This is a genomic window from Paenibacillus taichungensis (assembly GCF_050994985.1).
Classification (GTDB): domain Bacteria; phylum Bacillota; class Bacilli; order Paenibacillales; family Paenibacillaceae; genus Paenibacillus; species Paenibacillus taichungensis.
The window spans coordinates 2,107,348-2,130,455 of sequence record NZ_CP194720.1 but is presented as its reverse complement, the minus strand read 5'-3'; the positions used below and the strand labels follow the sequence as shown (position 1 = coordinate 2,130,455).

The window sequence follows — 23,108 nt, the reverse complement described above, 5'->3', positions numbered from 1 at the left end:
TTACAGCTCCTCCTTCGAGTTGAACAGCCGATATGCAAACCTCATCACAAAATAGCTGAACAACAGCAGCATGACCGACACTGCAGAAGCATAACCAAGTTCGAACCGGATGAATGCATAATCATCGACATGATTAATGATCAGATGACCGGCATACTGAGGAGTCACCGCCATACCCGTAAGCTGGGTCGAAATACTGCCTGCCTTCAGTGTAGACACGATGGTCATGACGGCACTGAACAACATCTGTGGCTTCATCGATGGGATAGTGATATAGAATACTTCCTGAAGCCGATTGGAGAGGCCATCGATGCGGCCGGCTTCATACAGCTCGCGATTGACCGTTTGTAATCCCGCCAGCATCGCCAGAAAACCTACGCTGAAACTCATCCATAAGGAGACCATAATCATAATAGGAAGCAAATACTTGGGATCTTGCAGCCAAGTGATTTGAGAGTCAATCCAGCCCATTTGCAATAAAAAATTATTTAGATACCCAACCCTATCGCCACTGAACGCTGCAATCCAAACGACCGACAATGCTACCCCACCAGCCATAGAGGGTGCATAGAACACTAATGTATAGTAATCCCTGACCCGCAGAGGCAGTTGGTGTATCAGCCAAGCGAAGAAGAACGATAGAATATAACCACCCGGCCCAACAATTAATGCAAACAGAAATGTATTCGGAAGTGCCTTGGTCAAAAAAATAATATCTTGCGTAAATAATGCGATGAAATTGTCAAAACCGATAAAATTCAGACTTCCAAACCCATCATAAGATGTAAAACTAAGTGTGGCCGCCATCACGACAGGAATGACGATAAATACGAGAAAGCAAATTAGAAACGGTGCCAGAAAAAGATAACAGAAAGCATCTTTTCTAAGCTCTCTTAGAAAACGCATCCACTTTGATACAAAAGGTGAAGGTGGCTTAGTTGGGTGTAACACTGGAACAACCTCTGTTTTCACGATTCTGTGTCCTCCCATACGTAGGGCTCTGTAATCTGTGGAATATTCAAACTTCTGCCCATGATGCCGAAGTTCCGCTGTCTGCGGTCCATCTCCCGCTGCAGGGACAAATGCGCTTCTTCCAATGATTCATCCGCTGGTATGCCGTCAAATACGGTTCGATTCCATGCAAAATCCATCTCCCTGCCCAAGAAATAGTATCCCGGTACATTCGGCATGTTCAACGCCCAACTGGCTTGTTCCCGAATAGCTTTCAAATCATCAGCAGGCCAGTTTAGAGAGTCCATCGCTTTTACATTGGCTGTATTCCAGCGATATTCAATACCATAAAATGATTCCATATCCGCAGCATATCGAGATTGTATTTCTCCTGAAGTCCACCACTTCAGAAATTCCCAAGCTTTATCTTTCTGCTCGCTTTTTTTCATGATCATCGCACCAGTTAGGCCTTGAGGAGACCAGCGCACAACCTCACCATTTTCCTGCTTAATTCCAGGTAACGGAGCGACCTTCCAATGTCCTGTAATTTCCGGCGCAGCTACTTGTAACTGAACATAGGTGTTAAAATCAGATATCCCAATCGGAATATCCCCATCCCGAAAGTGTTGAAAGAAAGCCGGGATATCAATTGGCAAATTGTATTTTGTAAACATCTCGGTCCATAATTTAAATGCTTGTTGTCCAGTGTCGCTGAATATATTAGATTTCAGACCGTCTTGTGTATAAGGGTCGGTACCATGTTCCAGAAACAATGTGGAATAATCAGCTTTTGGTACGTTCATGGTCATCCCATTCTCTTGCAGAGTGGGTAAGATATCAAATACATCGTCCCAGGTATCAGGCACTTCTAAATCCAGTCTTTCAAGTATGTCCGAGCGGTAAAACAACAATTGAAAATTCTGTACTTCTGGCAATCCATAAGTTCCACCATCATACATCAGAGCTCTGGTAACACCCGGTATGAACTGATTCATCATGTCATCAAAACCTGGATACTGTGATAAATCCTCGACAGCATTCCGCATGGCATAATCTGCAGGTATCGATTCTCCTACTCCAAGTGCAATATCAGGAACCTCTCCTGCTGCATTTCCAAGGATTAACATGTTTGGATTTGGCATAAGATTGATATTGACTTCAATCCCTGTCTTGGGCGTGAAATCCTGGCTAACCAGTTCGCGCAATAAATCAACATAATCCCGCCCTCGTCCGACCCAGATCGTCAACGCACCTTCTTCTTCTGGCCCTCCGAGATCATAATCCACATAGAAGGAACGTGAGAAGTCCGCTAACGAATAAGGTATTCGTGAGAGTGCAGTAGGCTCTTTGAGGCCTGTCTTAGCATCCGGTGTCCGCACAACCAGATAATCGAGAAGTAGCGGTTGCTTGGTCAGAGTCGACATCCATGTCCCAATATTGGCCTGGATCGTGGAGAATTCTTTGATTTTGCTTGGAATTTCGTTCACATCGCTCAGCATCTCCTCCAGAATGGTAACCGAAGCTTTAATAGCCTGTGATAAATCCGAATCCCTCTCATTGACCGAATTGGTATAAAGGCGAATCATGTTCAACCGGTCTGTAATAGCTTGAAGTTTGTTCTCAACTTCCGGATCGTACTTTTTCATTTCCCATGTCCGCGTTGAGTCGATATTGGAATCGTACGCGCTCTTGCTATAGTTTCCGGTAATCAACCTCATCTCACGGTCAAAAGCGGCGATCTGTAACAAAGTATCCTTAAGTGCAATCAATATTGGCTGCATCTTTGTTGAATCCGCGGTCATGCGTATAGAGTGCTTTCCTTGTTTAAGATAGAATTTAAAGGGTTCCCCGGAAACATTGGATAAGGTCGTAATTTCAAATTCCTTATGATAGTCAATTGCGTAGTTCAGCATCTCCTCGAAAGGAACCTTGCCGTCAATGGAGATGGTACGGTAGGCTTTAAATCCTGGACGATAGTTCTGGAAGTTCTTTAGATCAATCTCGTACCAACCGTTTGTTGGCACTTCAATATCCCATTCTACCCATTCACCTGGTAAGTTCCAGTGGTTTCCACCAAGCACATTATAGGTGATCCGTCCCTTGGGATCTGGTGATATGTAGGGCTCTGCCCAATGATCTGTTTGAATCGATAAATGTGATTTGCGATCAAATTGCTCTGTTTCCCTCACCATGTACCAGTCGGAAGCATCAGATGATACTGAAGGATATGCACTCTTATATTCCTCGTACGGTATGACATGCTCCTGACTTTGGAATGACATTTGTTGCAATGCAACTCCACCTCGTTCGCCCACTAATCTTAGCGTGTGTTCCCCTGTCTCCAGTCGAAACAACAGCGGACGGGAGGAAACCGAATAATCTGATACTGCTTTACTTATCCATTCGTTCAGTTCCGTCTGTTGCGGTCTTACCTGCATACCTAGTTCGTTGCGATCATACGGATACTTAGCATCCTTCCACATCCGTTCCAATTCAACACGTTCCGCTTCCTCGAAGGGATAACTGCCATCAATCATCACTCCCCGAATCACGGAACTGTTACTGCCCGGTAAGGGCTTGTAATCCAAATGAAGTTCATACCAGCCAGCTTTCGCTACATGAAACGTCCAATCTACTGATCCTGCTTCGTTATCCCAATTGAGCACGGTTTTTCCGTCATCCTTCGATGAACTGAGTTTGGTTATCGGTGCTGCTGTGTCATATTGACTAGGGTTGATCCGTATTTCATTCCCGTTTCCTCCAGAACGTTCTTGTTCGCTTACTCCCTGCATCAGGATGGCATAAGGGATTTTATCACCTGCTGGCTGGAATTGAAGTAGCTGATCAGCTGTCACACTACCAGAGTAAACAACCTGTTCCTCGGAGGTTATCCACCGGATAACACCAACAACCAGGGTAGCAACAATCAATATTTGTATCGGAAAGCGAAGATAGCGGGGCAATGAACGCTTCTTCATGTTTCATCTCTCCCAAATACAAGTTCCGTAGTCTCATCAAAAAAATGTATCTTGTTCATTTGAAGTCCAACCGATACGATCTCATCCGTTTCATATCGTGTGACTGGTTCTGTTCTAACAATTAACCTGATATGTCCAAGCTGGATGTAGACATAAGAATCGGCTCCAGTCTCCTCAGTCATCTGTACAATACCTGGTAGGAACGAAGGATCATCGATACGTCCACGGCAAAGAGAGATGTGTTCTGGCCTCACGCCCAGAATAACGTTTCTAACCGCTCCAAATTTTCGTTCTAATCGAGAGACACCGTTTTCTGGAAGCAGTAGCCTCATCCGTTTGTTGGAGAAGTAATAGAACCCATCGCTCACTTCGATCGTGCCTTTAATGAAATTCATTTGCGGAGAACCAATGAAGCCTGCTACGAAAACATTCGCAGGTTCATCATAGAGCTTTCTTGGGGGGGCGACTTGTTGAATAACACCATCTTTCATCACAACAATACGTGATCCCATCGTCATTGCTTCCACCTGATCATGCGTAACATAAACGGTTGTCCGTCTTAGTTCCTGCTGCAGCTTGATCAGCTCTGCACGTGTCTGGGCTCTAAGCTTGGCGTCCAGATTGGAAAGAGGTTCATCCATCAAAAATACTTGTGGTTCTCTTGCAATAGCTCTACCAAGGGCCACACGCTGCTTTTGGCCGCCAGATAACTGACTTGGTTTGCGGTCCAATAGGTGCGAGATTTCCAGTATCGAGGCTACTCGTTTAACACGGGTATCAATCTCATGTTTCGCAGTCTTGCGCAATTTCAGACCAAGTGCAATGTTCTCCAGCACGGACAGATTGGGATAGAGGGCATAATTCTGAAATACCATGGCTATATCCCTGTCTTTTGGTGAGACATAATTAATGAATTTCCCATCTAGGTATAACTCTCCGCTGCTGATTTCCTCTAACCCGGCCAGCATCCGTAGCGTTGTTGACTTTCCGCATCCAGATGGTCCTACCAGGACAAGAAATTCCCCTTCATCAATCGTTAAATGAAAGTCGTTGACGGCAGGGCGGGATTCGCCTTTATACCGTTTAAATACATGATCAAAAGTAATGCCTCCCACCTATTCTCACCTCTCCCTTACTCAACTTCCGTTTGTATTCTCAATGGTAGCGCAAACATTTCCAGTAAAAAATGAGATAAAATTAATCTTTGTAGTTCATTCTTAATCTGTATTTCAAAACAGTAACTAAAGATAAAAAAAGCCGGTGTATGGAACCACTGAACAGTGGTTCCATACACCGGCTTAGTTAAACGATCCAAATGAACACTTACTAATAAATACAGCTTTTCTCATGTTAAGTTGGGCCATGGAACTAAAATCGCTAATTTAGCGACTTTCTAGATGACCATGTTTTTACCCCAACGTTTTCAACTCACTCTTTGCGATATCAATAAAGGCAGCCATTGATGGAGAAATCCATTTCTCACGATGCCAGAGCATCTGTGCGGAAAAGGATACATCCGATAAATCCCATGGTAAAGCAACTAGTCTTCCCTCTCTTAATTCTTCCTTCAAAGCCATCTCAGGTAGGGACTTTCAGTGGGGCAAAAACCTTTTAATCAGCCATCATTTCACAGGAATTTTTCTTCTTTATATCGTCTCATTGATTTTGATCAACAATTTCTTTAATACTTGCTTCTCTTCGTCAGAAAGGACTTGAACGATTTCTTCCTCCACTTTTTGGAAAGACTCTTGGAAGTCTTCAATCAATTCAACCGCCTTTGGCAATACGTATATGTTTTTTTGCCGTTCATTATTGGCCGGGATTTTACGCTCGATGAACCCTTTCTGCTCTAGAGCTTGAAGCATACTTGTAATGCTGGCCCGACTTAGATGAAATCGATCTGCAAGATCCATTTGAATAATATGACTATTTTGGTTTTCGTAAATATAATCAATTACTTTTCCTTGTTGAGCGTTTAGCCCTAGTTCTTTTATACTTTCGTCCGCTCTTTTCTTTAACTTAAGACCGATAATCTGAAATAAATCCAGATAAGGTGTTTCCTTTCGGGATTTCATAATCTCCCCTCCTGATATTGTTAGGAATCTAATTGTAAGTATATAAACTATACTGCGATCCTCTTGGCTTGTCAAAAAAACATTAGCTAGTTGACAGTTAGAAGACTAACAGTTATGATTCGAATTGTTCGAGAAAGAAACACTTGGGAGGAATTCAAATGGATAAGATAAATAAAAATGCTGCGTTAGAACAAGTTACGGCGATTACAAATGTACGTGTCTTTGATGGGGAGCAAATCATTTCATCAAGACATGTTGTCATTAAAGGGGAGTCTATTGTTTCAGTCGGTGGAGACTTTCCAGCCGATGCAACGATTATCGATGGAGATAATGCGACTCTAATGCCTGGTCTGATTGATGCACATGTCCACACTTCCATCGGCGGATTACGAGATGCCCTACAATTCGGCGTTACCACTGAACTCGAAATGAACGGTGATTTTACTAAACGAGGGCGCGAAATTCAGTTGAAAAATGTGAATGACATCGCAGATGTCCGTTCTGCTGGCACAGCAATCACCGCTCCGGGTGGTCATCCGGATGAATTATTGCCGGATGGAGATGAAATACCTGAATTCGTATTAAAGGAACTAGAGAAGTTATCAGAGGCAGACCGGGAAGCAATGTTAGCCGCATACGCTCACGATCACGATGAAATACCGCAAGTGACAACAGTCGAAGAAGCGATGAAACATGTGCATACCCAAGTCGAGAATGGGGCCGACTATATTAAGATCATGATTGAAGAAGGTACGGTCATGGGTGCACCTGGACTGCCTGTATTAAGTGACGAGATTCTAAAAACAGCCGTGACAGAAGCCCACAAGTCCGGTAAGCTGGTCATCGCCCACGTCTTGACGGCTCTTTCATCGCAACAAGCCATCGATTTTGGAGTCGACGGTTTGGGCCACTTGTTCATCGACAGACCCGAGTACACCTCCGAGTTAGTGAAATCTATAGCAGGTTCAGGCGCATTTGTTACACCGTGCTTGGTGTTGAATTCATCAATTATTGGAAATACGGCATCCGAATTAGCAAATGATCCGCGTGTGCATTCCAAATTAAGCCCTGATTGGATTGATATTTTGAACTCAAGCTTCAATACGTTCCCTCAAGGCAATATGGAGAATAGCTTTAAGAATGTGATGGACCTTCACCGTGCTGGAGTTGATATTCTGGTAGGGACAGATGTCGCACCAGTTCCCGTTCCGAACCTCGGAGGCCTTGCTCATGGGGCAAGTGTCCACCACGAGATGCAGTTGCTAGTGAAAGCCGGGTTCACTCCAATCGAAGCTCTTCAATCGGCTACTTCGAAACCAGCCCGTTGCTTTGGTCTTCACGATCGCGGCCGTATTACCGAAGGAGCGCGTGCTGACCTTGTTCTCGTAGACGGTGATCCAACAACGAATATTTTGGATACCTTGTCGATCAAATCCGTGTGGTTTAATGGTTCGCAGCAACTAACTTAATCCCATTCAATCTGCTCGTATATTGGAAAACTCCGTGCTATAGCACGGAGTTTTAAGCATTTTCTTCTGCACTACTAACTTTATTCTTCTCTTCGCTGACCTAATAAAATCCCCTCCGGTATCCAGTGTTAGAGTTTCACTGTCTACCATGAGGGGATATACCTGGGCTTATATTGGAATTTCGTTCCTTTTCCTATTGGAAAACGTACCATGCCCTGAAATTTGTATTCACTCTAGGGCTCTTCAGATTTACTGTTTCAGAGAAAAAGACATAGGTTCACATTCACATCCATATCACTTCTCTGGATACGGATCAATCATGCGTATGGTGCCATCCGGGTTATACGTCAACTCGGCAAACTTGACGCAGCGCTTGTAATCAACGCCGCCGGAAAGGGAACAATCGTGATAGAACAAATACCACTTTTCCCGAAATTGTACAATCGAATGATGCGTTGTCCAGCCCATGACTGGCGGCAAAATGGTACCTTGGAACGTAAACGGACCCATCGGATTGTCGCCAATGGCGTACACCAGCTTGTGCGTTGTTCCTGTGGAATAGGACAAATAATATTTCCCGTTATATTTGTGCATCCAAGGGCCTTCAAAATATCTACGATCCTCATCCCCAGCGGTCAGCGGATTTCCTTCCTGATCCATGATGGATATCTCCAGCGGTTCCGAAGCCATTGAGAGCATATCTTCACTCAGCTTTGTAACTTTTGGTCCGATCGCCGGAGCATCTGGAGCAGGTCCCTCCGCAAGTTCCACATAGCTTCCTGTCTGCCATTTCTCCAACTGTCCCCCCCACAACCCGCCAAAGAACATATAAGCCTGCTCATCATCGTCCACGAACACAGCGGGATCAATGCTGAAGCTGCCCTGAATATATTGCTCCTCCGGTTTGAACGGTCCTGTCGGTGAAGACGATGTAGCCACGCCGATGCGGAAAATGCCATCATGGTCCCGAGCCGGGAAAAACAAATAATAGATGCCTTTTCTGTATGCGGCATCCGGAGCCCACATTTGACTGGATGCCCAAGGGACATCCTTCACATGCAGCGCTTCGCCATGGTCCGTCACGGGTGAATTCATGTCCGCCATAGAAAGCACATGATAGTCTTCCATCTTGTACTGATCTCCATTGTCGTTCACCGGACCGTCGTGATCCAGATCATGGGAAGGATAAATATAAATACGATCCTCGAATACATGCGCTGACGGATCAGCAGTAAATATATGGGTAACTATAGGTTGATGCGGTTTAGTTATTTCGGACATACAAATGGCTCCTTCCAATAGATATGTACTCCCGAGTATCTCTTCGAGATGCTGTGGGTTAAACGAAACGATATTGATCCGTTTCATGTCACTTGGGTACAGTGATTCGCGCAACACGCTGATACGCTTCCTTTGGACGATGCAACTCATCGAACAGGAATGGCCAGTTTTTCCGACTTCGGATAGGGAAATTGTCAAGCCAGGTGTAGTCGTCAGCAGCCCCCCAGAATGTCACAGCGCTAATATGCTCCTTATATTCGTGAAGCAGGCGGAAGATGGATTCGTATCGCTCGCCTTGCAATTCCAGCATCTCTTGCGATGGCTGAACGAGATCTGTACGTCTGTCTTCAAAGCGAAATACCGATACATCCAGTTCGGTGAGCTGAAGCTGCAGTCCAAGCTGCGCATACCGCTCAATTGCTGCGCGCATATCATCCATGGACGGATCATACAGATTCCAGTGTGCCTGCAAGCCAACGCCATGAATCGGCACGCCTTGATCGAGTAATGAACGGACGAGCCGATAGATGCGTTCCCGCTTATGTGGATCAGATTCGTTATAATCGTTATAGAACAACAATGCCTGCGGATCTGCTTCATGGGCGAATTCAAACGCTTTGGCAATAAAACCTTCTCCGGCGATATCCAGCCATTTGGATGGGCGCAGGAATGCGTTTGCATCATCCGCATCATCAGAAATAACCTCATTTACAACATCCCAGGCATAGATAACGTCCTTATATCTGCCAACGACGGTCTCAATGTGTGCCTTTAATCGATCTAGCAATACATCGCGCTCCACCAGTCCGCCAATTTCATTCTCGAACAACCAATCCGGAGTCTGGTTGTGCCAGACCAGCGTATGACCACGCAGCGCCATGCCTTGCTCTCTGGCAAAGGAAGCGATGGCATCTGCATCCTCAAACGTATACAGTTCCTTCTGTGGATGCACACTGGAGAATTTCATTTCATTTTCTGCCGTCAGGCTGTTGAAGTGATATGCAAGCAATGAACGTTGGCTGTCAATCGTCTTCGGACTCACTGCTGCTCCAATGTGGAATGCATCCTTGTACAATTCCTTCAGTGAAGCCTCTTCTCGAAACGAACCCATAATTTTCCTCCTTTAAATTTCCTTCTTCGCATTGATTTATTAGCAACTGAATCAGACCGAGTACTCGAACCAATTAAAATGGGCAGGTGTGCTACTTGCCTTACCACTGCCTGTAGCGTATAGTCCGACCACCGCTCCGGTAAAGCACATCTTGTGTACAAAATCCTCTGGGGATAATGATCTTGCCGAGCCTGAACCCAAGGCTGTCCAGTTCTGTCCGTCCTCGGAACAAGTCAGCCTATATTCCTTCTCCGTCGATTCGATCCGGAGCGACAACCGCTCCGTTACAGTCTCTCTCTCGTAAACCAAGTTCGACTCTCCGCGCACCGTCAAACGAGCAAAGAGTATGTTTCGTCCGTTCAACCGTCTTATGCCAAGTTCATAGTGCGCGTCCTCATCCCGGCGGATACACATTCCGGCCTCTTCTCCATCCGCAACTGGCATGAATGTCAGGCAGGTTGTAAAGCTGGCATGAATATGCTGCTGCCTGCGCCCAACAAACGTAATCTCACTTACGTCCCCAAGACCTCCCGCTTGACCATACAACGTTAAGAAACCTGGTTTTTCTGTAAGCGAGCATGATCCCTCTGTCGGGTTGCGCACAAACATCCATTGCGGCCCGAGTTCTCCGTCGAATTCGTCCCGGTCGACAATGATAGCAGTATGGCTCCCGGGCAAAGAAGGTAATGTCATTGGCAATCGCTGGACCTTCATGTCCAGACTCACTATTCCTTCATTGTTATCCATGTGGGGCCAGCCCTCGTTCCAAACGACCGGGGCGAGGAACGTTTCACGTCCAAGCACACTATATCCGTCCTCTGTCAAACGCACGCCAAGGAATACGGCCCACCATTCTCCGTGATGATCCTCCACCAGATCGGCATGACCCAAATACTGGATCGGATGGTCCAGATGGCGATGGGTCAGGATCGGCTCAGTATAGCGTTCAAACGGACCATAAGGTCGATCGCTTCGGCCGATGATCTCACGATGCTCCTTGGCCGTCCCACCAGAAGCAGACATCATGTAATACAAACCATTGATTTTGTACAGATGTGGCCCTTCGGTCCATGGCCCTCCATCTCCATGCCAGACAACTTGTGGTTCAGAGAGAGCCTCACCTGTAGCGATGTCGATCTCATACTGGATGGCATGAGAATCGTAATCGGCACCTTGTTGGGCGGTCACGTACACTTTGCCATCGTCGTCAAAAAACAGCGAGGGGTCAATGCCCCCATAGGGAATACGAATTGGATCGGACCATGGTCCGGCAGGGTTGGTTGTCGTAACATAGAAGTTCCCGATGCCCCTTACATCTGTCGTAATCATATAAAATATACCTTCATGGTAACGCAGTGTCGGAGCATAAATGCCGTCCGAGCTCTTCTGACCGGTCAAATCCAGCTGGCTGATTCGGTCCAGTACGTTGCCGATCTGCTCCCAGTGAATAAGATCCGGACTCCGAAAGATCGGCACGCCGGGAAAATATTCAAACGAGCTGCAAATGAGGTAAAAATATTCTTCCGCCTTCACAATGCTGGGATCCGGATAGAATCCGGGAAGAATCGGGTTGGCATAACGGATCAGTTGTGATTGAATCTGTGACATCTATTCCTTCACACTCCCTACATTTAGTCCAACGACAAAGTATTTTTGCATAAACGGATACACCAACAAGATCGGAACAGAAGCGACAATCGTAACTGCAGCACGAATCGAAATGGGCGTTACCTGTGTGGAATGCTCCACCCCCACGCCGTTGGCAACGGAAGGATTACTGTTGGCGTTCATACTGGAAGACAATAGCTTCATCAGTTCGTATTGCAGTGTACTGAGCTCTTGACGTGATGACGTGTACAGAAAAGCATCGAACCAGGAATTCCACGCGCCGACTGCGACAAAGAGCGCAATGGTCGCTAGCACAGGTTTGCACAGTGGAAAAATAATTCTCCAGAAAATTCTGAAGTCGCCTGCTCCATCAATTTTGGCTGATTCAATCAAGCTTTCAGGGATCGTGTAAATATAGGTACGAATAACGATCAGGTTAAATGCACTAATCAGTGAAGGCAGGACATACACCCAGAAGGAATTAATCAAATGCAGATCCTTCATCAGGAAGTACCCCGGAATTAGCCCGGCATTGAAATACATCGTCAGCACAAAAATGGTCGTAATCAGCTTGCGGAAAATATAATCGCGCCGACTCAGTGTGTATGCCAACATGGTGGTCAAGAAAATGTTTAGAACGGTGGATAGTACTGTACGTGCAACGGAAATCAAAAATGCATTATAAATGGTGCCTGATGCAAATACGGCTTTGTAATTCTGCAGGGTGAAATCGCGGGGCCACAAATATAAGCCTCCTCGAATGGTGTCATTCCCTGCATTAAATGAAACTACAATCGTGTTCAAAAATGGATATAACGTCACAATCACCAGCAGCACCATGAAGATGGTATTAAAGGTGTTAAACAGAAACGGTTCCATGCCTCTGCCACCCGGGCGGCGAACGGAAAGCGCCGCTGTATTTCCTAAACCAGACAATGGTGTTTTTTTCGTCATTATAACAGCCTCTCTTCCCCAAGCCGCTTGGCGGTCCAATTCGCTACAAGTAACATCGTAATGCTGACCACGGTCTTAAATATTCCGCCTGCAGTTGCGAGCGAATAGTTGCCCTGTGCAATCCCGTATTTGAGCACGAAGATATCAATCGTTTCCGCCCAGTCAACAACCAATCCATTACCCAGCAAATACTGAACCTCGAAGCCGGCTTCCAGAATATGTCCAATCGACATAATCAACAGGATGACAATGGTAGGCTTGATTCCCGGCAAGGTGACATTCCACATTTTTTGATATCGATTGGCGCCATCAATATCGGCAGCTTCATACTGTGCCGGATCAATCGAAGCCATGGCCGCCAAATAAATAATGGTGCTCCACCCGACTTCTTTCCAAATATGAGAACTTGCCACAACGCCCCAGAAATACTTTCCTTCCGTCAGCCACAAGATCGGCTCGTTGATGAGGTGCAGTCTCATGAGGATATCGTTGATAATGCCGTCAGAAGCAAGCGATGTCGCTACGATGCCGGTCACGATAATCCATGATAAGAAGTGAGGAAGATAAGAGATGGTTTGTACCGTCCGCTTCCACATGACCTTCTTGATCTCATTGAGTAACAATGCCAAAACAATAGCGGTAACGAAACCCAAAATCATATTGATGATACTCATGGCCAGCGTATTGCGGAGCACGCGCAAGAAATTGTCATCGGTAAACAAAAATTGAAAATGCTTGAATCCTACCCACGTTTGCTGCGAGAAACTTCTGGCCGGTTTGTAATCCTGAAAGGCCATCGTCCAGCCCCAGACAGGTACATAAGCAAAGATGATAATGTACGCAAGCAGAGGAACAGACATCCATATGAGCTGTCTCTGTGCTTTGATATTTTGCCAGGTAATCCGCTTCATTTTTGGTTTTTTCTTCGGGCGGAGCGGCTTGGTACCCACTACAATTTCCTCCATAATATCAGGCTCCCTATCCATCTTTAAAATCAAAGCAAAACATCGAAAGCGACGTATCTTCCACGATGAAAGACCACGCCCTGCAAACAATTTTTTCAAAAGAATCAGGAAGGAAGGTTATCTTCCTTCCTGACGTTAAGTCTTTTATTTCACAGACCAGTTATCGATTCTCCACCTCAACACTTCATTGATACGATCTTCATACGTTTTGATGTCCAGCTTTTTAATATCGGAAACGTATTCATTCCAAACACTGTCAAACTCTGATGTACCGCTCAAGATTGCTTTTGGCAAATATTTGGTCGACAATTCGTTCAACTTCGTATTGGCAATCTTCGCTGGAGATCCCTCAACCAGATCGACAGACCAAGCAGGGTAAGTCACCGGATTCTCTGGTGGAGCACTGAAGAAATCGACATAGCTGTTGAAACCATAAGCCCCCAAAACTTCCTTATCAAACGGTTTCAAGCTGGCCTGGTATTCTTCCGGCTGATTGCTTGCTGAAGTAGCGTTGCCATCGCTAAAGTAACCTTCCATTTTCGGTGCAGTTCCATAGAAAGCATCTGCTTTATTGGCCAGTTTCCAGGCCGCATCTGCGGCATTGTCGCGCTGCTCTTGGGTTTTCATGAAACGGCCTTCGTCATTGACGTAATAGTCTTCATCCTGAATGCCCCAAGTGAGTGTCTTTTGCCAATCTTCTTCCATGAGCTTGTCGAGTGCTTTAATGATTTTCACAGGGTCTTTGGCACTCACGGTAATACCGAAGCCATTGTTCAGGTTAAGCGCTGCGCGATCACGATAATAGTCTTTGGTGCTGCTGTCATACACGAGCGGGAATCCCACATAAGTGCGTTCAATTTTGTCCTGCGTTATGAGGGAATCTTCCGCGCTGCCGAAATTCCAGTGTTGGTCGAACATGCCGAGTACTGCCCCACTGGACAATTTGGCCATATATTGGTCGTAGTTTTGTGCAAACGCTTCCTTATCCAGCAAGCCTTGTGCATTGATTTCATTTAGTTTCTGATAGTACGTCTTGGCATAATCCTTGTCCGCAAAGATCTCTGCCTTGCCGTCGTTGACGACCACACCACCATCATTCGGATGACCGATCAAATGCTGCGGCGGATTCAGCAAGCCCCAGTTTTTCCAATCATAGTTCAATACCTCGAAACCGACTGTCGGTTTGCCGTCAATGGTTGGATACTTTTCCTTGTATTTCGCGATCAAGTCAAAGTATTCGTCCAGTGTCTTCGGTGTCGGATAACCGAACTCTTTCAACACGGCTTTTTGGATCCAAAAGGCAGGTCCGCTGTAGTAGGTATCCGCCACTTCGCCGTTGTATGCACCGTAGTTTGGCAGGTAGTAAATGTGTCCATCATTCGGGTCCTTCATTTGATTCCAGTACTTCTCGTAATGCTTCTTCAAATTAGGCGCGTGTTCTTCAATCAGATCTTCAAGCGGAATGACTGAACCGGCTGCCGTAAGTTTGGTATCGGCTGAGATCAGATCCGGATAATCTCCACCGGCGATCATGACGCCGAGCTTTTGGTTCTTGTCACCAGCCAGAAATTCGAATTTGAATGTAACGCCGAGCTCTTCCTTGATTTTTTTGTAAATCTTGTTGTCAGCGGTTGGCTGCTGTCCGGCCTCGTTCAGGAATACCGAGATTTCTAACGGACTATCAGCCCCCACCTCACTACCTTTACTACTCTCCTCTCCGCTGCCTGAATTGCTACCTGAGCAACCTGCTAGCACAACGCTCAATGATAATAACAACGTTGCCCCCATACGGAAAAATGATTTTTTACTGTCCCCCATAAAGCACCTCCAAAGTTTGATCTCACTATATGAAAGCCCTTTCATTTGAATAATTTAATTATAAATTTACATCTTCATGGAAACTATATTCGAATTATAGCTCTTTCCGAGAAAACCTCAGGTTTTCTTAAAATATCGAAATGGGCTTCTTTGAAGATACATCGCTAGACGTTTTTCTTATATTCGTTAGGAGACATGCCCATTCGTTTCTCAAATTGTTTTAAAAAATGATGGTAATTAGCGTATCCAACCTTTTCCGAGACCTCGCTATTTTTGTACTGATTCATATGCAGCAATCGACATGCCTCTTCAACCCGCAGGTTATGAAGCAGTTCATTAAAGCCGATTCCATTTTTTCGTATCAACAGTTGTCCCAAGTAAGCTGGATGCAGGAAGAAACGCTCTGCAAGCAACTTAATGGTCAACCCCTCGCGGAAATGCGCATGAATATAATCGTTAATATCCTGTACAATACCCTGTGCTTCGAAGACGCTCTCTTTAAGCAAAATCTCAAAGCAGACTCTTCCGCACGAACGCAACATGCCAATCAAATCATCAAAGGTTAACAGTGTTTCATCCAGATCCGGAATTTCGAACAAACGGTAATTCTCTGAATCTTCTGCCATTTGCGACCTCACGTAGGCCCGAATTTCATGAAGAAGGTAAATGACAAATTTTCGAGCCTCATCCGGATGGACCCTCATCTGTCGAAACGATTGCTCCATAAACTCCACAGCGGATTGGTAATTGGCGTAATCAATGAGCTGAAGTGCTCCGAGTACTCGCTCAATCAGTTCAACCTGTTTGTTGTGTCTTTGAAAATCACGGTTCTGAAGATCAGCATAATCCATTATGCTGTTCACTTCCGCTTCATAAAAGGCGTGCATCAACGCCTTCTCTGCTGTTATTCGGGAGTTGCTGATTCGATGAAGAGAGGATTCCGTTGAGCCAATCGCCATATATGTACGAAAGCCCGCCAGACGGCGAGCCAGTCCTTCTAATAGTGTTCTTAAATTCTCGCTCGTTCTCTGCGGTCCGGAGGAAACATCGCCGAACACAATGGATACGAGATCATTTCGCATACGAATGAAATAAATGACATGCTTGCCGTTCAGGACCTCTGAAGCAAGACTACTCCACTGGCCAAACTCTTTCTCGGATACCTGAACCAGACATACACACCAGGATTCAGCTGACTGGGAAAGGGACTGAATTAGTTGAGTACTTTCTGGAGATCGCACTTTGCCTAATAAAGCCTCCTTCATCGTCAGAATTTCCTGCTCTCTCCATGCAATCTGCCCAATATATAGTTGCTCTTGCTCCTTTAGCAGTTCCATGCCAATTGTACGAATCTCGGACTCCGCCTGTTCCTCATCTAATGGTTTTAACAGATAACCGGAAACTTTGAATTTAAGCGCTTTTCGTGCAAACTCAAAATCACTGTACCCCGTAAGTATAATGAACTTGGTCGACCAGTTTCCTCTACGGCGCCATTCTTCAATCATTTCCAGTCCATTCATAATGGGCATATGAATATCAACCACGACAAGATCCGGCTTTTGCTCTTCCATTCGTTGCAATCCTTCCGCACCATTGCTGCACAAAGCGCATACCTCAAAGCCAAGACTTTCCCATGGAATCCACAGCTGCAAGCCCTCTAGCGCCAATGGCTCGTCATCAATCAACAGTACTTTAAATGCCATTGTCCCTGCCTCCTTCTTTACCCTGATGCTCTAGCAGTTGCAATGGAATTTCGAAGGAAACCTCTGTCCCTTCACCTATTATGCTCACCAGGTTAAAATCCACTTTATCGTCATAATACAACTCAAGACGGCGATATACGTTACGTATGCCAATATGACTCCCTCCGCACTCCTCCTTGCTCCGCATATGGTACAGAACCTCTTGTAAGCGTTCCTTATCCATGCCCTTACCATTATCAGATACAACGACTCGCAGGCGCTCGCTCACAACTTCCGCTTTAATTTTCACATAGCCGAGTCCCTCAATAGCCTGAATACCATGTTTGCAAGCATTCTCAGCCAATTGCTGGATACTCATTTTTGGAATTCTATACTGCCTCGCCTCATCGCTAATATCAATGTAATATTCAAACTTGTCTCGAAAACGAAATTTCTCAATTCCAAGATACATGACCGTAAAACTCATTTCCTCTTCCAGCGTGACCAAATCGTCCTTCCAATTCAATAAACGGCGAAGCAGCTTGGATAAGTCCTTGATAATATCCTTGACATCGGCATAATTGTTTTTGGTGCTAACCACCAACAGCGCATTTAGTGTATTGAATAAAAAATGGGGGTTCATCTGGCTTTGCAGCAAATTCAGCTCAGCACGAATGCGCTCAGCCTCCTGACTCCGCTGTTGAATTTCAAGCTTGTACACATTATTGATCAAGGAATGGATCTGAGCGGTCATCATGTTGAAATTACGTATCAGATGACCTATCTCATCCTTTCCACCATCAATGTTGATCAGATCAAATTTCTCGTTACCCACCTTTTGCATATGTCTTGAAAGGCGTTTTACTCGATAATTGTATGATCGCAGCACGACATAGATAAAGATAGAGGTAACCAAGGTAATGATACCAGCGAGCATGCCAAAATAAAGCTTCATGGAAAGCATCGCTTGTTTGACACGTGTTTCTTGAGGCACACCAATGAGCTTCCAACCTTTCACATAGCTGGCATTGCCAATTGGAACGATATGTAGATCCTTGTCCGATGCCTTGCTCATATTGAATAACGCATAATCACTATCGACCTCGCCCTGATACTTGTCATCTGTGGATACGATAATCTGATTTTTGGCGTTGACCAAATACAGATCCAGCGAACTTTTCTCTCTCGCAATAACGTCATAGAATCGATTAAGATAAAAATCAATGCGCACCAGCTTCTTGTATGAGTTGTCCGAGTTATAATAGTCCATTTTTTCAATTACGCTAAAATACGACGAGATCGCCGCGCGATCATTTGCTGCCTTATCGCGGTATGCAAGCACACTCAGTGACTCCCCTGACGTTTCCCATTGCCTGAACCAGGTACTGGTGTTCATTGAGCTGTCCAGATAATAATAATCCCCTCCTGAGACAATGGTTGGGTTATCCGTGTAAATGCCAATTCGCTGAATCTGATTGTTCACGGGAATATAGGAAGTCACCCGATGGCGAAGCTGTTCATCGAACGTATTGTAAAAATCCAGTTGACCATTGTATACACGATCCATGGATTCGGACAATAGCTTATCCGTGATTAATGCGTGACTGACAGCGATTCCCCCGTCAATCATGGTGTGAATGTCCTTTCTGGCTCGCTCCAGCGAGATTTGCAAATTCTGTTCTTCCCGCTCCTTGATCAGCCCAGACATACGATCCATGAACAAATAATTGCTTGCTATGATTGGAAGCAAAATACCAATAACGTATATCAGTATAAACTTGTAGTTCAAAGGAATATCGTTCACGATACCGCGAAATCGGAATTTCCTAAACATGTCTTCCATCGCCATCCTTCATTTGTTACTTGTCATATCAGACCTATGATTGTTTTCTGTAAGTAGAAGGAGCCATACCCGTCATTCGCTTGAACTGACTTACAAAATAGTCAGCATTGGGGTACCCTGAACTGACCGCAACTTCGGCTATGCTGGAACAGCTCTGACGTAATAGTCTCTTGGCCTCCTCGATCCGTTTATCATTCAGATATTCCCGAAAAGACTTGCCAGTCTGCTGTTTGAAGGCTTGCCCCAAGTAGTTGGCATTCATATGAAATTTCTGTGCAAGTTCCTGGAGCTGCAGCTTCTGCCGAAACTCATGGTTAACATACTGCACTACACGAAAAATCGTGCTGCATTCCTTTTCTTTTCGCTGCTCCTGCAGAGCTCTCAAAGCGTTGATACTTAATACCAGTGCATATTCCCGAAATGCAGGATAGGAATCAATGTCGGTTAAGCCGCCCAACATATGTTGTAGCTGCAACTTAAACCTGTCTACATCCCCATCCAGCTCCTTCAGGTGCTTGAGAACTCCCATCTCAAGGGCAAGTAATTGTACCCGAACATATTCTATATCCGACACAGGCAGTCCTGAACCTGGATTTGCAAGCAGCTCGTTTACCTCTCTCTCGATCCCGCCCTCTTCACCCGTTAAAATGGTATTAAACAGGTTAGTTAAAGTCTTTTGGTTCACAGTCGCCATGATACCATTCCTTGGCAAATCTTGATCGCAAATAATGCCACTCTCTTCTTGATAACGCTTCCATTTCAAGGCAGAAAATGCTTTTTCATATGCCGGCCGCATAGCGACTACTCCACCTGAGTGATATCCAAATGCCGCTATGATTGATGCATGACCGGAGTACATCTCAAACAGGTTTCTCCCTAGCCTCTCAAGCCAACTCAGGGAATCTTCAATTTCAGCAGCAAATACACCCATTCTTCCGTCAGCATCCATAAAAAATTCGTAGTGAGGAGCGCTAGCAAAACGCTGTACGTGTGATTGTATGTCCGCATTACAAGTATCCGCCTCAATTAAAAGACAGGCCATGTTCTCATGACCCTCCATTTGCAATATACTTTCCACTTCGGCTTGCAGTTCACTGCTGTCCTCACCCTCAAACAGACGGTTGAACAAACAGTTTACATATAAATTACGCTCATGTTGATACAGCTTCTCCGAGACAAGCTCGTTCTGAATTTTACGACTCATCTGTTCTAATACGTTTTCAATCTCAACCTCATCAATGGGCTTGAGTAAATAATCCTCCACACGCTGTTCCAGCGCTGTTTTCACATAATCGAAGCTATCGTATCCGCTTAATATGACAAAACGCGGCGGTTTGGCTAGATTTTGTATCGAACGGTCAATCAGTTCAAGTCCGCTCACTGATGGCATATGAATATCTGTAAACACCAGGTCTGGCCGAAGGTTCTCAATAATGGACCAAGCAGCGTTTCCGTTCTCTGCCTCTCCACAAATTTGAAAACCGTATTTATTCCAATTTACCATTGTTCGCAGACCTTCAAGTACCCATGGCTCATCATCCACCAACAAAACATTCATCATTCTTAGTTCCCCCCGTTAATAGTGATGAATAATCTGCTTTTACCTTGGACACAAACGTGGATCATTGCACATTGGAAAATGTGTACCTATATAATTATTCAGATCTTTCAGCTCTTATACAATAGACAATACTTGATTTAGTATCCAAAGCTTTACTCTTTTATAGCTTTTGGTATAGTTCTCATTTTATGATAGCGAACTTTTTCAGCACCACACCTCAGCAGCTTTATGTACCACATTGGCGATGATTCTGGTTCAATTTTGTCATTGTACACCTTGAATTTGCGACTATTAGTTAATCATAACATCCGAGAAAAGAATGCCAATACTTCAAACCAATATACAATAATTTTTAAAGAAAGAACTTTAATTTAAATAGTAACTCTGCTTGTACACACTCTCTTACAACTGATTTAATGTATATGAGCAAGGATATTGATTAACTTACCAAATGGATCACGGACATAGAATCGACGAACTCCCCAGGGCTCATCCGTAAGATCATATTCTATTGTATAACCAGCGCTTTTCATGCGTTCGTACGCTTCATCGACATCATCGACTTCAATTGAAAGGTCAGGTGTAGATGTATTTGAGCCACCTTGTGTGGCTATACTTATTTGAACGTTCTCCTCCCCAATTAATCCGTATGTTTCAATCCAACCATGATTCATCAATAAATCTAGTTCAAGCACATCCTGGTAAAAGTTTTTTGCTGCTGGAACGTTTTGTGTATTAATATTGGTGACAATTCGTTTTACCCTCATTTTCAAAACCTCGATTCAAATAATATATTTCCCCAATGAGGAAACCTCGCCCTTATTTCACATTATCATCTAGTACCACGTTATTCAATCGACAAAAAGGCCAACCAGAAGATTCTGGCTAGCCTGCTAATACAAAAGTGAGATGCATCCCTTATGAAATTTTAAATTTGGTTAATAATAAGAAATTATTCAGATGAAAACTTATGGGAGTGATTTGATGCTGGGGAATGTCATTTTTGGTTTGGTTATCCCCATCTTAATTGGTGGTTGGATTCTACGCAGAAACGTCAACATCCTCTTAGCTTATTATCCGCTGGGAGTAGCCACCTCTTCTTGTCTAAACGGTGTGGGTTTTAACTTCTTTTGGAATATACTTCCAAACACTCACAACCAGTCGTATGCAGGCCTCCCTTTCGACTTAGGTATATACCCTATTGCCGGGTGCCTCATGATCTACGTGATTCTTGAAAAAAATACGAAGTCATGGCTAGCAATTCTAATCACATCTTTTACATTAACGCTGATCGAATGGTTGGCTAAGGAGATGGGTAGAGTTATATATTTTAATGGCTGGAACATCTATTGGACTTTCTTTTCTTACTTTCTTCCTTTAGTCGTAGTATACGGATATAGTAAAGTATTCACTATGATGTACGACGTTTCTAAAAAGAAGAGAACATAAAATTCAATTCTTGCCAACATAACAATTATTGCGATGCAAGAATATATCGATTCCATTTCTGCTGCCAGGCGACATCGTCCCAGAAAGGATGATGTGGTGCACAGTTGGAGCATAGAGTCATTCCCCAGAAGCCAAGAGCCATTCCTTTACGCAGCGCGTACTCTGCAATAAATTTCCCTATAGGCCCCTCTTCGAATCCCGCTAACAACGGCGTGTATCCAACATACCCTTCCCCAATAACGACCGGCAGGCCAGAATGAGCCGCCCATTCGTGAGCTTCCTCGAAGCGCATATCTACCTTTTGCAGCATGGCCAGCTTATGTTTACTATAATTGTCGTATAAAAAAAGATCCCATTTATCGGGCTCCACCCAGTCATGAAGATAGAGCAGTCTTAACCCTACCGGATTTCCATCCATCCTCCATTCCTGGTCACGCGGTAGCGTATACTCTTCAAATGCAGGCGCGTCCTCTCGCAGGAGCGATTGGACGAATGAGCCAGGAAAAGGCGTATGTTTATCATCAATTCCAGCCGCTTCGGTTAATTCATTCAATACCCCTTTGATATAGAGATGAAAATGTGCAACCTGTAAATTTCCCGCTACATAGGATTTGGGATAGGCTTCATTTAGTGTATAACTTGCTGTCATCAGGATATCCGGGTGGACACTTCTAAGATAACCTACGGCCTCTTCAATATAAGGCTGCATGGCTTCCACCAGTGCCGGTACATTGGACTGAGCAATGCCTTGAGCGTTTCCAATCTCGGTCAGTTGCCCGAACTCCACCTCATTATGCAACTCTGTGTAGACGATCTGTTCGTCATATCCTTCCGCTTTTATATACCGGATAAGCTGATCCATGGATCTCGCAATAGCCATAAATCGCTCCTCGGGAGCTATGGCAGCCAGTTCATCGCGCAACCCGGGAAAGGCCAGAAAGCTGGGGCTCTGCTGATATTCCCAAGAAGACAAGATGATATAACAGCCATGGGCCTTGGCCTGTCTGAACAACTCCAGTAAATGCGCATGTCCATCCAGCTCGGCGCCGCCCCGGCAGTTATACCAGCGTGTCCGCTGCCCGATCTCTCCAAGGCTGCCGAAGTGTAACGGACCCGGCCGCTTGCCTTCCGCCGTGAACAATAAAAAGGGCATCGCACAGATTCGGATCGTATTATAGCCCCTCTCCACCGCTTCCTTAAATCTCGCCTCAAGGTCGCTATAGGGTTCTCCCGGTAAGGTCATGGTGTACCAGGAAAAATCCCACATCGTGATGGTCAGTTTGCGCGGCAACTCCCTACGCCCTACATCCATTATCATTACACCCTCCTTTTTGTTTTTAGCAATACAGGTTTATTCTTTATA

General features: G+C 44.9%; 18 protein-coding genes. 2 read left to right on the top strand and 16 right to left on the bottom strand.

Annotation, left to right across the window (positions count from 1 at the left end):
* The 5 genes from ACR1R9_RS09825 to ACR1R9_RS09805 form a co-directional block, all read right to left on the bottom strand.
* On the bottom strand, positions 1–972 hold the full coding sequence (locus ACR1R9_RS09825) for a carbohydrate ABC transporter permease (RefSeq protein ID WP_231952477.1): 972 nt from the start codon (positions 970–972) through the stop codon (positions 1–3).
* Positions 969–3,929, bottom strand: a complete 2,961-nt coding sequence (locus tag ACR1R9_RS09820) for an extracellular solute-binding protein (RefSeq protein ID WP_433948788.1) — start codon at positions 3,927–3,929, stop codon at positions 969–971. The genes ACR1R9_RS09825 and ACR1R9_RS09820 overlap by 4 nt, the downstream gene beginning before the upstream one ends.
* Positions 3,926–5,044 carry an ABC transporter ATP-binding protein gene (locus ACR1R9_RS09815; protein WP_433921204.1) on the bottom strand — a complete coding sequence of 373 codons (1,119 nt, stop codon included), beginning with the start codon at positions 5,042–5,044 and terminating at the stop codon, positions 3,926–3,928. Before ACR1R9_RS09815 ends, ACR1R9_RS09820 begins: the two co-directional genes overlap by 4 nt.
* A gap of 294 nt (positions 5,045–5,338) precedes the next feature.
* On the bottom strand, positions 5,339–5,506 hold the full coding sequence (locus tag ACR1R9_RS09810; RefSeq protein WP_246317927.1) for a LysR substrate-binding domain-containing protein: 168 nt from the start codon (positions 5,504–5,506) through the stop codon (positions 5,339–5,341).
* A gap of 69 nt (positions 5,507–5,575) precedes the next feature.
* Positions 5,576–6,004, bottom strand: coding sequence for a MarR family winged helix-turn-helix transcriptional regulator (locus ACR1R9_RS09805; protein ID WP_076291416.1), 429 nt, complete (start codon positions 6,002–6,004; stop codon positions 5,576–5,578).
* Between the two features lie 158 nt (positions 6,005–6,162).
* Between ACR1R9_RS09805 and ACR1R9_RS09800 the strand changes: the two genes are divergently transcribed.
* Positions 6,163–7,473, top strand: coding sequence for an amidohydrolase family protein (locus tag ACR1R9_RS09800; RefSeq protein ID WP_433921205.1), 1,311 nt, complete (start codon positions 6,163–6,165; stop codon positions 7,471–7,473).
* Positions 7,474–7,767: 294 nt separating this feature from the next.
* On the opposite strand, the gene ACR1R9_RS09795 is transcribed toward ACR1R9_RS09800, so the two are convergent.
* The 10 genes from ACR1R9_RS09795 to ACR1R9_RS09750 all read right to left on the bottom strand — a co-directional run bounded on the left by ACR1R9_RS09795 (position 7,768) and on the right by ACR1R9_RS09750 (position 21,063).
* Positions 7,768–8,754: a glycoside hydrolase family 43 protein gene (locus ACR1R9_RS09795; RefSeq protein WP_433921206.1), complete on the bottom strand. Its 987-nt coding sequence runs from the start codon at positions 8,752–8,754 to the stop codon at positions 7,768–7,770.
* Between the two features lie 88 nt (positions 8,755–8,842).
* A complete protein-coding gene (locus ACR1R9_RS09790) occupies positions 8,843–9,865 on the bottom strand; it encodes an endo-1,4-beta-xylanase (protein WP_433921207.1) in 1,023 nt (340 codons plus the stop codon).
* Positions 9,866–9,916: 51 nt separating this feature from the next.
* The gene (locus ACR1R9_RS09785) at positions 9,917–11,473 is read right to left on the bottom strand and encodes a glycoside hydrolase family 43 protein (RefSeq protein WP_433921208.1); all 1,557 of its coding nucleotides are present in this window, start codon (positions 11,471–11,473) and stop codon (positions 9,917–9,919) included.
* Entirely contained in the window at positions 11,474–12,427 is a 954-nt protein-coding gene (locus ACR1R9_RS09780) for a carbohydrate ABC transporter permease (protein ID WP_076288856.1), read from the bottom strand.
* Positions 12,427–13,392: an ABC transporter permease gene (locus tag ACR1R9_RS09775; protein WP_076288857.1), complete on the bottom strand. Its 966-nt coding sequence runs from the start codon at positions 13,390–13,392 to the stop codon at positions 12,427–12,429. The genes ACR1R9_RS09780 and ACR1R9_RS09775 overlap by 1 nt, the downstream gene beginning before the upstream one ends.
* 144 nt (positions 13,393–13,536) lie before the next feature.
* Positions 13,537–15,210: a sugar ABC transporter substrate-binding protein gene (locus tag ACR1R9_RS09770; RefSeq protein WP_433921209.1), complete on the bottom strand. Its 1,674-nt coding sequence runs from the start codon at positions 15,208–15,210 to the stop codon at positions 13,537–13,539.
* A 164-nt stretch (positions 15,211–15,374) separates the two neighbouring features.
* Positions 15,375–16,913: a response regulator transcription factor gene (locus tag ACR1R9_RS09765; RefSeq protein WP_433921210.1), complete on the bottom strand. Its 1,539-nt coding sequence runs from the start codon at positions 16,911–16,913 to the stop codon at positions 15,375–15,377.
* The gene (locus ACR1R9_RS09760) at positions 16,903–18,726 is read right to left on the bottom strand and encodes a sensor histidine kinase (protein ID WP_433921211.1); all 1,824 of its coding nucleotides are present in this window, start codon (positions 18,724–18,726) and stop codon (positions 16,903–16,905) included. The genes ACR1R9_RS09765 and ACR1R9_RS09760 overlap by 11 nt, the downstream gene beginning before the upstream one ends.
* A gap of 43 nt (positions 18,727–18,769) precedes the next feature.
* Positions 18,770–20,296, bottom strand: coding sequence for a response regulator transcription factor (locus ACR1R9_RS09755; protein WP_175382221.1), 1,527 nt, complete (start codon positions 20,294–20,296; stop codon positions 18,770–18,772).
* Positions 20,297–20,709: 413 nt separating this feature from the next.
* Positions 20,710–21,063, bottom strand: coding sequence for a VOC family protein (locus tag ACR1R9_RS09750; RefSeq protein WP_175382222.1), 354 nt, complete (start codon positions 21,061–21,063; stop codon positions 20,710–20,712).
* Positions 21,064–21,256: 193 nt separating this feature from the next.
* Between ACR1R9_RS09750 and ACR1R9_RS09745 the strand changes: the two genes are divergently transcribed.
* Positions 21,257–21,745 (top strand): CBO0543 family protein, encoded by a 489-nt coding sequence (locus tag ACR1R9_RS09745; protein WP_433956435.1) that lies wholly within the window; start codon positions 21,257–21,259, stop codon positions 21,743–21,745.
* A 25-nt stretch (positions 21,746–21,770) separates the two neighbouring features.
* Here ACR1R9_RS09745 and ACR1R9_RS09740 read toward each other — a convergent pair whose 3' ends face one another.
* Positions 21,771–23,057, bottom strand: coding sequence for a cellulase-like family protein (locus ACR1R9_RS09740; protein WP_433923740.1), 1,287 nt, complete (start codon positions 23,055–23,057; stop codon positions 21,771–21,773).
* Between the last annotated feature and the right edge of the window lie 51 nt (positions 23,058–23,108).

Coding starts and splice junctions, on each gene's coding strand:
- ACR1R9_RS09800 (WP_433921205.1), top strand. CDS start 6,163: ATGGATAAGATAAATAAAAATGCTGCGTTAGAACAAGTTACGGCGATT.
- ACR1R9_RS09765 (WP_433921210.1), bottom strand. CDS start 16,913: ATGGCATTTAAAGTACTGTTGATTGATGACGAGCCATTGGCGCTAGAG.
- ACR1R9_RS09760 (WP_433921211.1), bottom strand. CDS start 18,726: ATGTTTAGGAAATTCCGATTTCGCGGTATCGTGAACGATATTCCTTTG.
- ACR1R9_RS09740 (WP_433923740.1), bottom strand. CDS start 23,057: ATGGATGTAGGGCGTAGGGAGTTGCCGCGCAAACTGACCATCACGATG.
- ACR1R9_RS09775 (WP_076288857.1), bottom strand. CDS start 13,392: ATGGAGGAAATTGTAGTGGGTACCAAGCCGCTCCGCCCGAAGAAAAAA.
- ACR1R9_RS09805 (WP_076291416.1), bottom strand. CDS start 6,004: ATGAAATCCCGAAAGGAAACACCTTATCTGGATTTATTTCAGATTATC.
- ACR1R9_RS09745 (WP_433956435.1), top strand. CDS start 21,257: ATGAAAACTTATGGGAGTGATTTGATGCTGGGGAATGTCATTTTTGGT.
- ACR1R9_RS09795 (WP_433921206.1), bottom strand. CDS start 8,754: ATGTCCGAAATAACTAAACCGCATCAACCTATAGTTACCCATATATTT.
- ACR1R9_RS09820 (WP_433948788.1), bottom strand. CDS start 3,929: ATGAAGAAGCGTTCATTGCCCCGCTATCTTCGCTTTCCGATACAAATA.
- ACR1R9_RS09790 (WP_433921207.1), bottom strand. CDS start 9,865: ATGGGTTCGTTTCGAGAAGAGGCTTCACTGAAGGAATTGTACAAGGAT.
- ACR1R9_RS09810 (WP_246317927.1), bottom strand. CDS start 5,506: ATGGCTTTGAAGGAAGAATTAAGAGAGGGAAGACTAGTTGCTTTACCA.
- ACR1R9_RS09780 (WP_076288856.1), bottom strand. CDS start 12,427: ATGACGAAAAAAACACCATTGTCTGGTTTAGGAAATACAGCGGCGCTT.
- ACR1R9_RS09750 (WP_175382222.1), bottom strand. CDS start 21,063: ATGAGGGTAAAACGAATTGTCACCAATATTAATACACAAAACGTTCCA.
- ACR1R9_RS09785 (WP_433921208.1), bottom strand. CDS start 11,473: ATGTCACAGATTCAATCACAACTGATCCGTTATGCCAACCCGATTCTT.
- ACR1R9_RS09755 (WP_175382221.1), bottom strand. CDS start 20,296: ATGATGAATGTTTTGTTGGTGGATGATGAGCCATGGGTACTTGAAGGT.
- ACR1R9_RS09770 (WP_433921209.1), bottom strand. CDS start 15,210: ATGGGGGACAGTAAAAAATCATTTTTCCGTATGGGGGCAACGTTGTTA.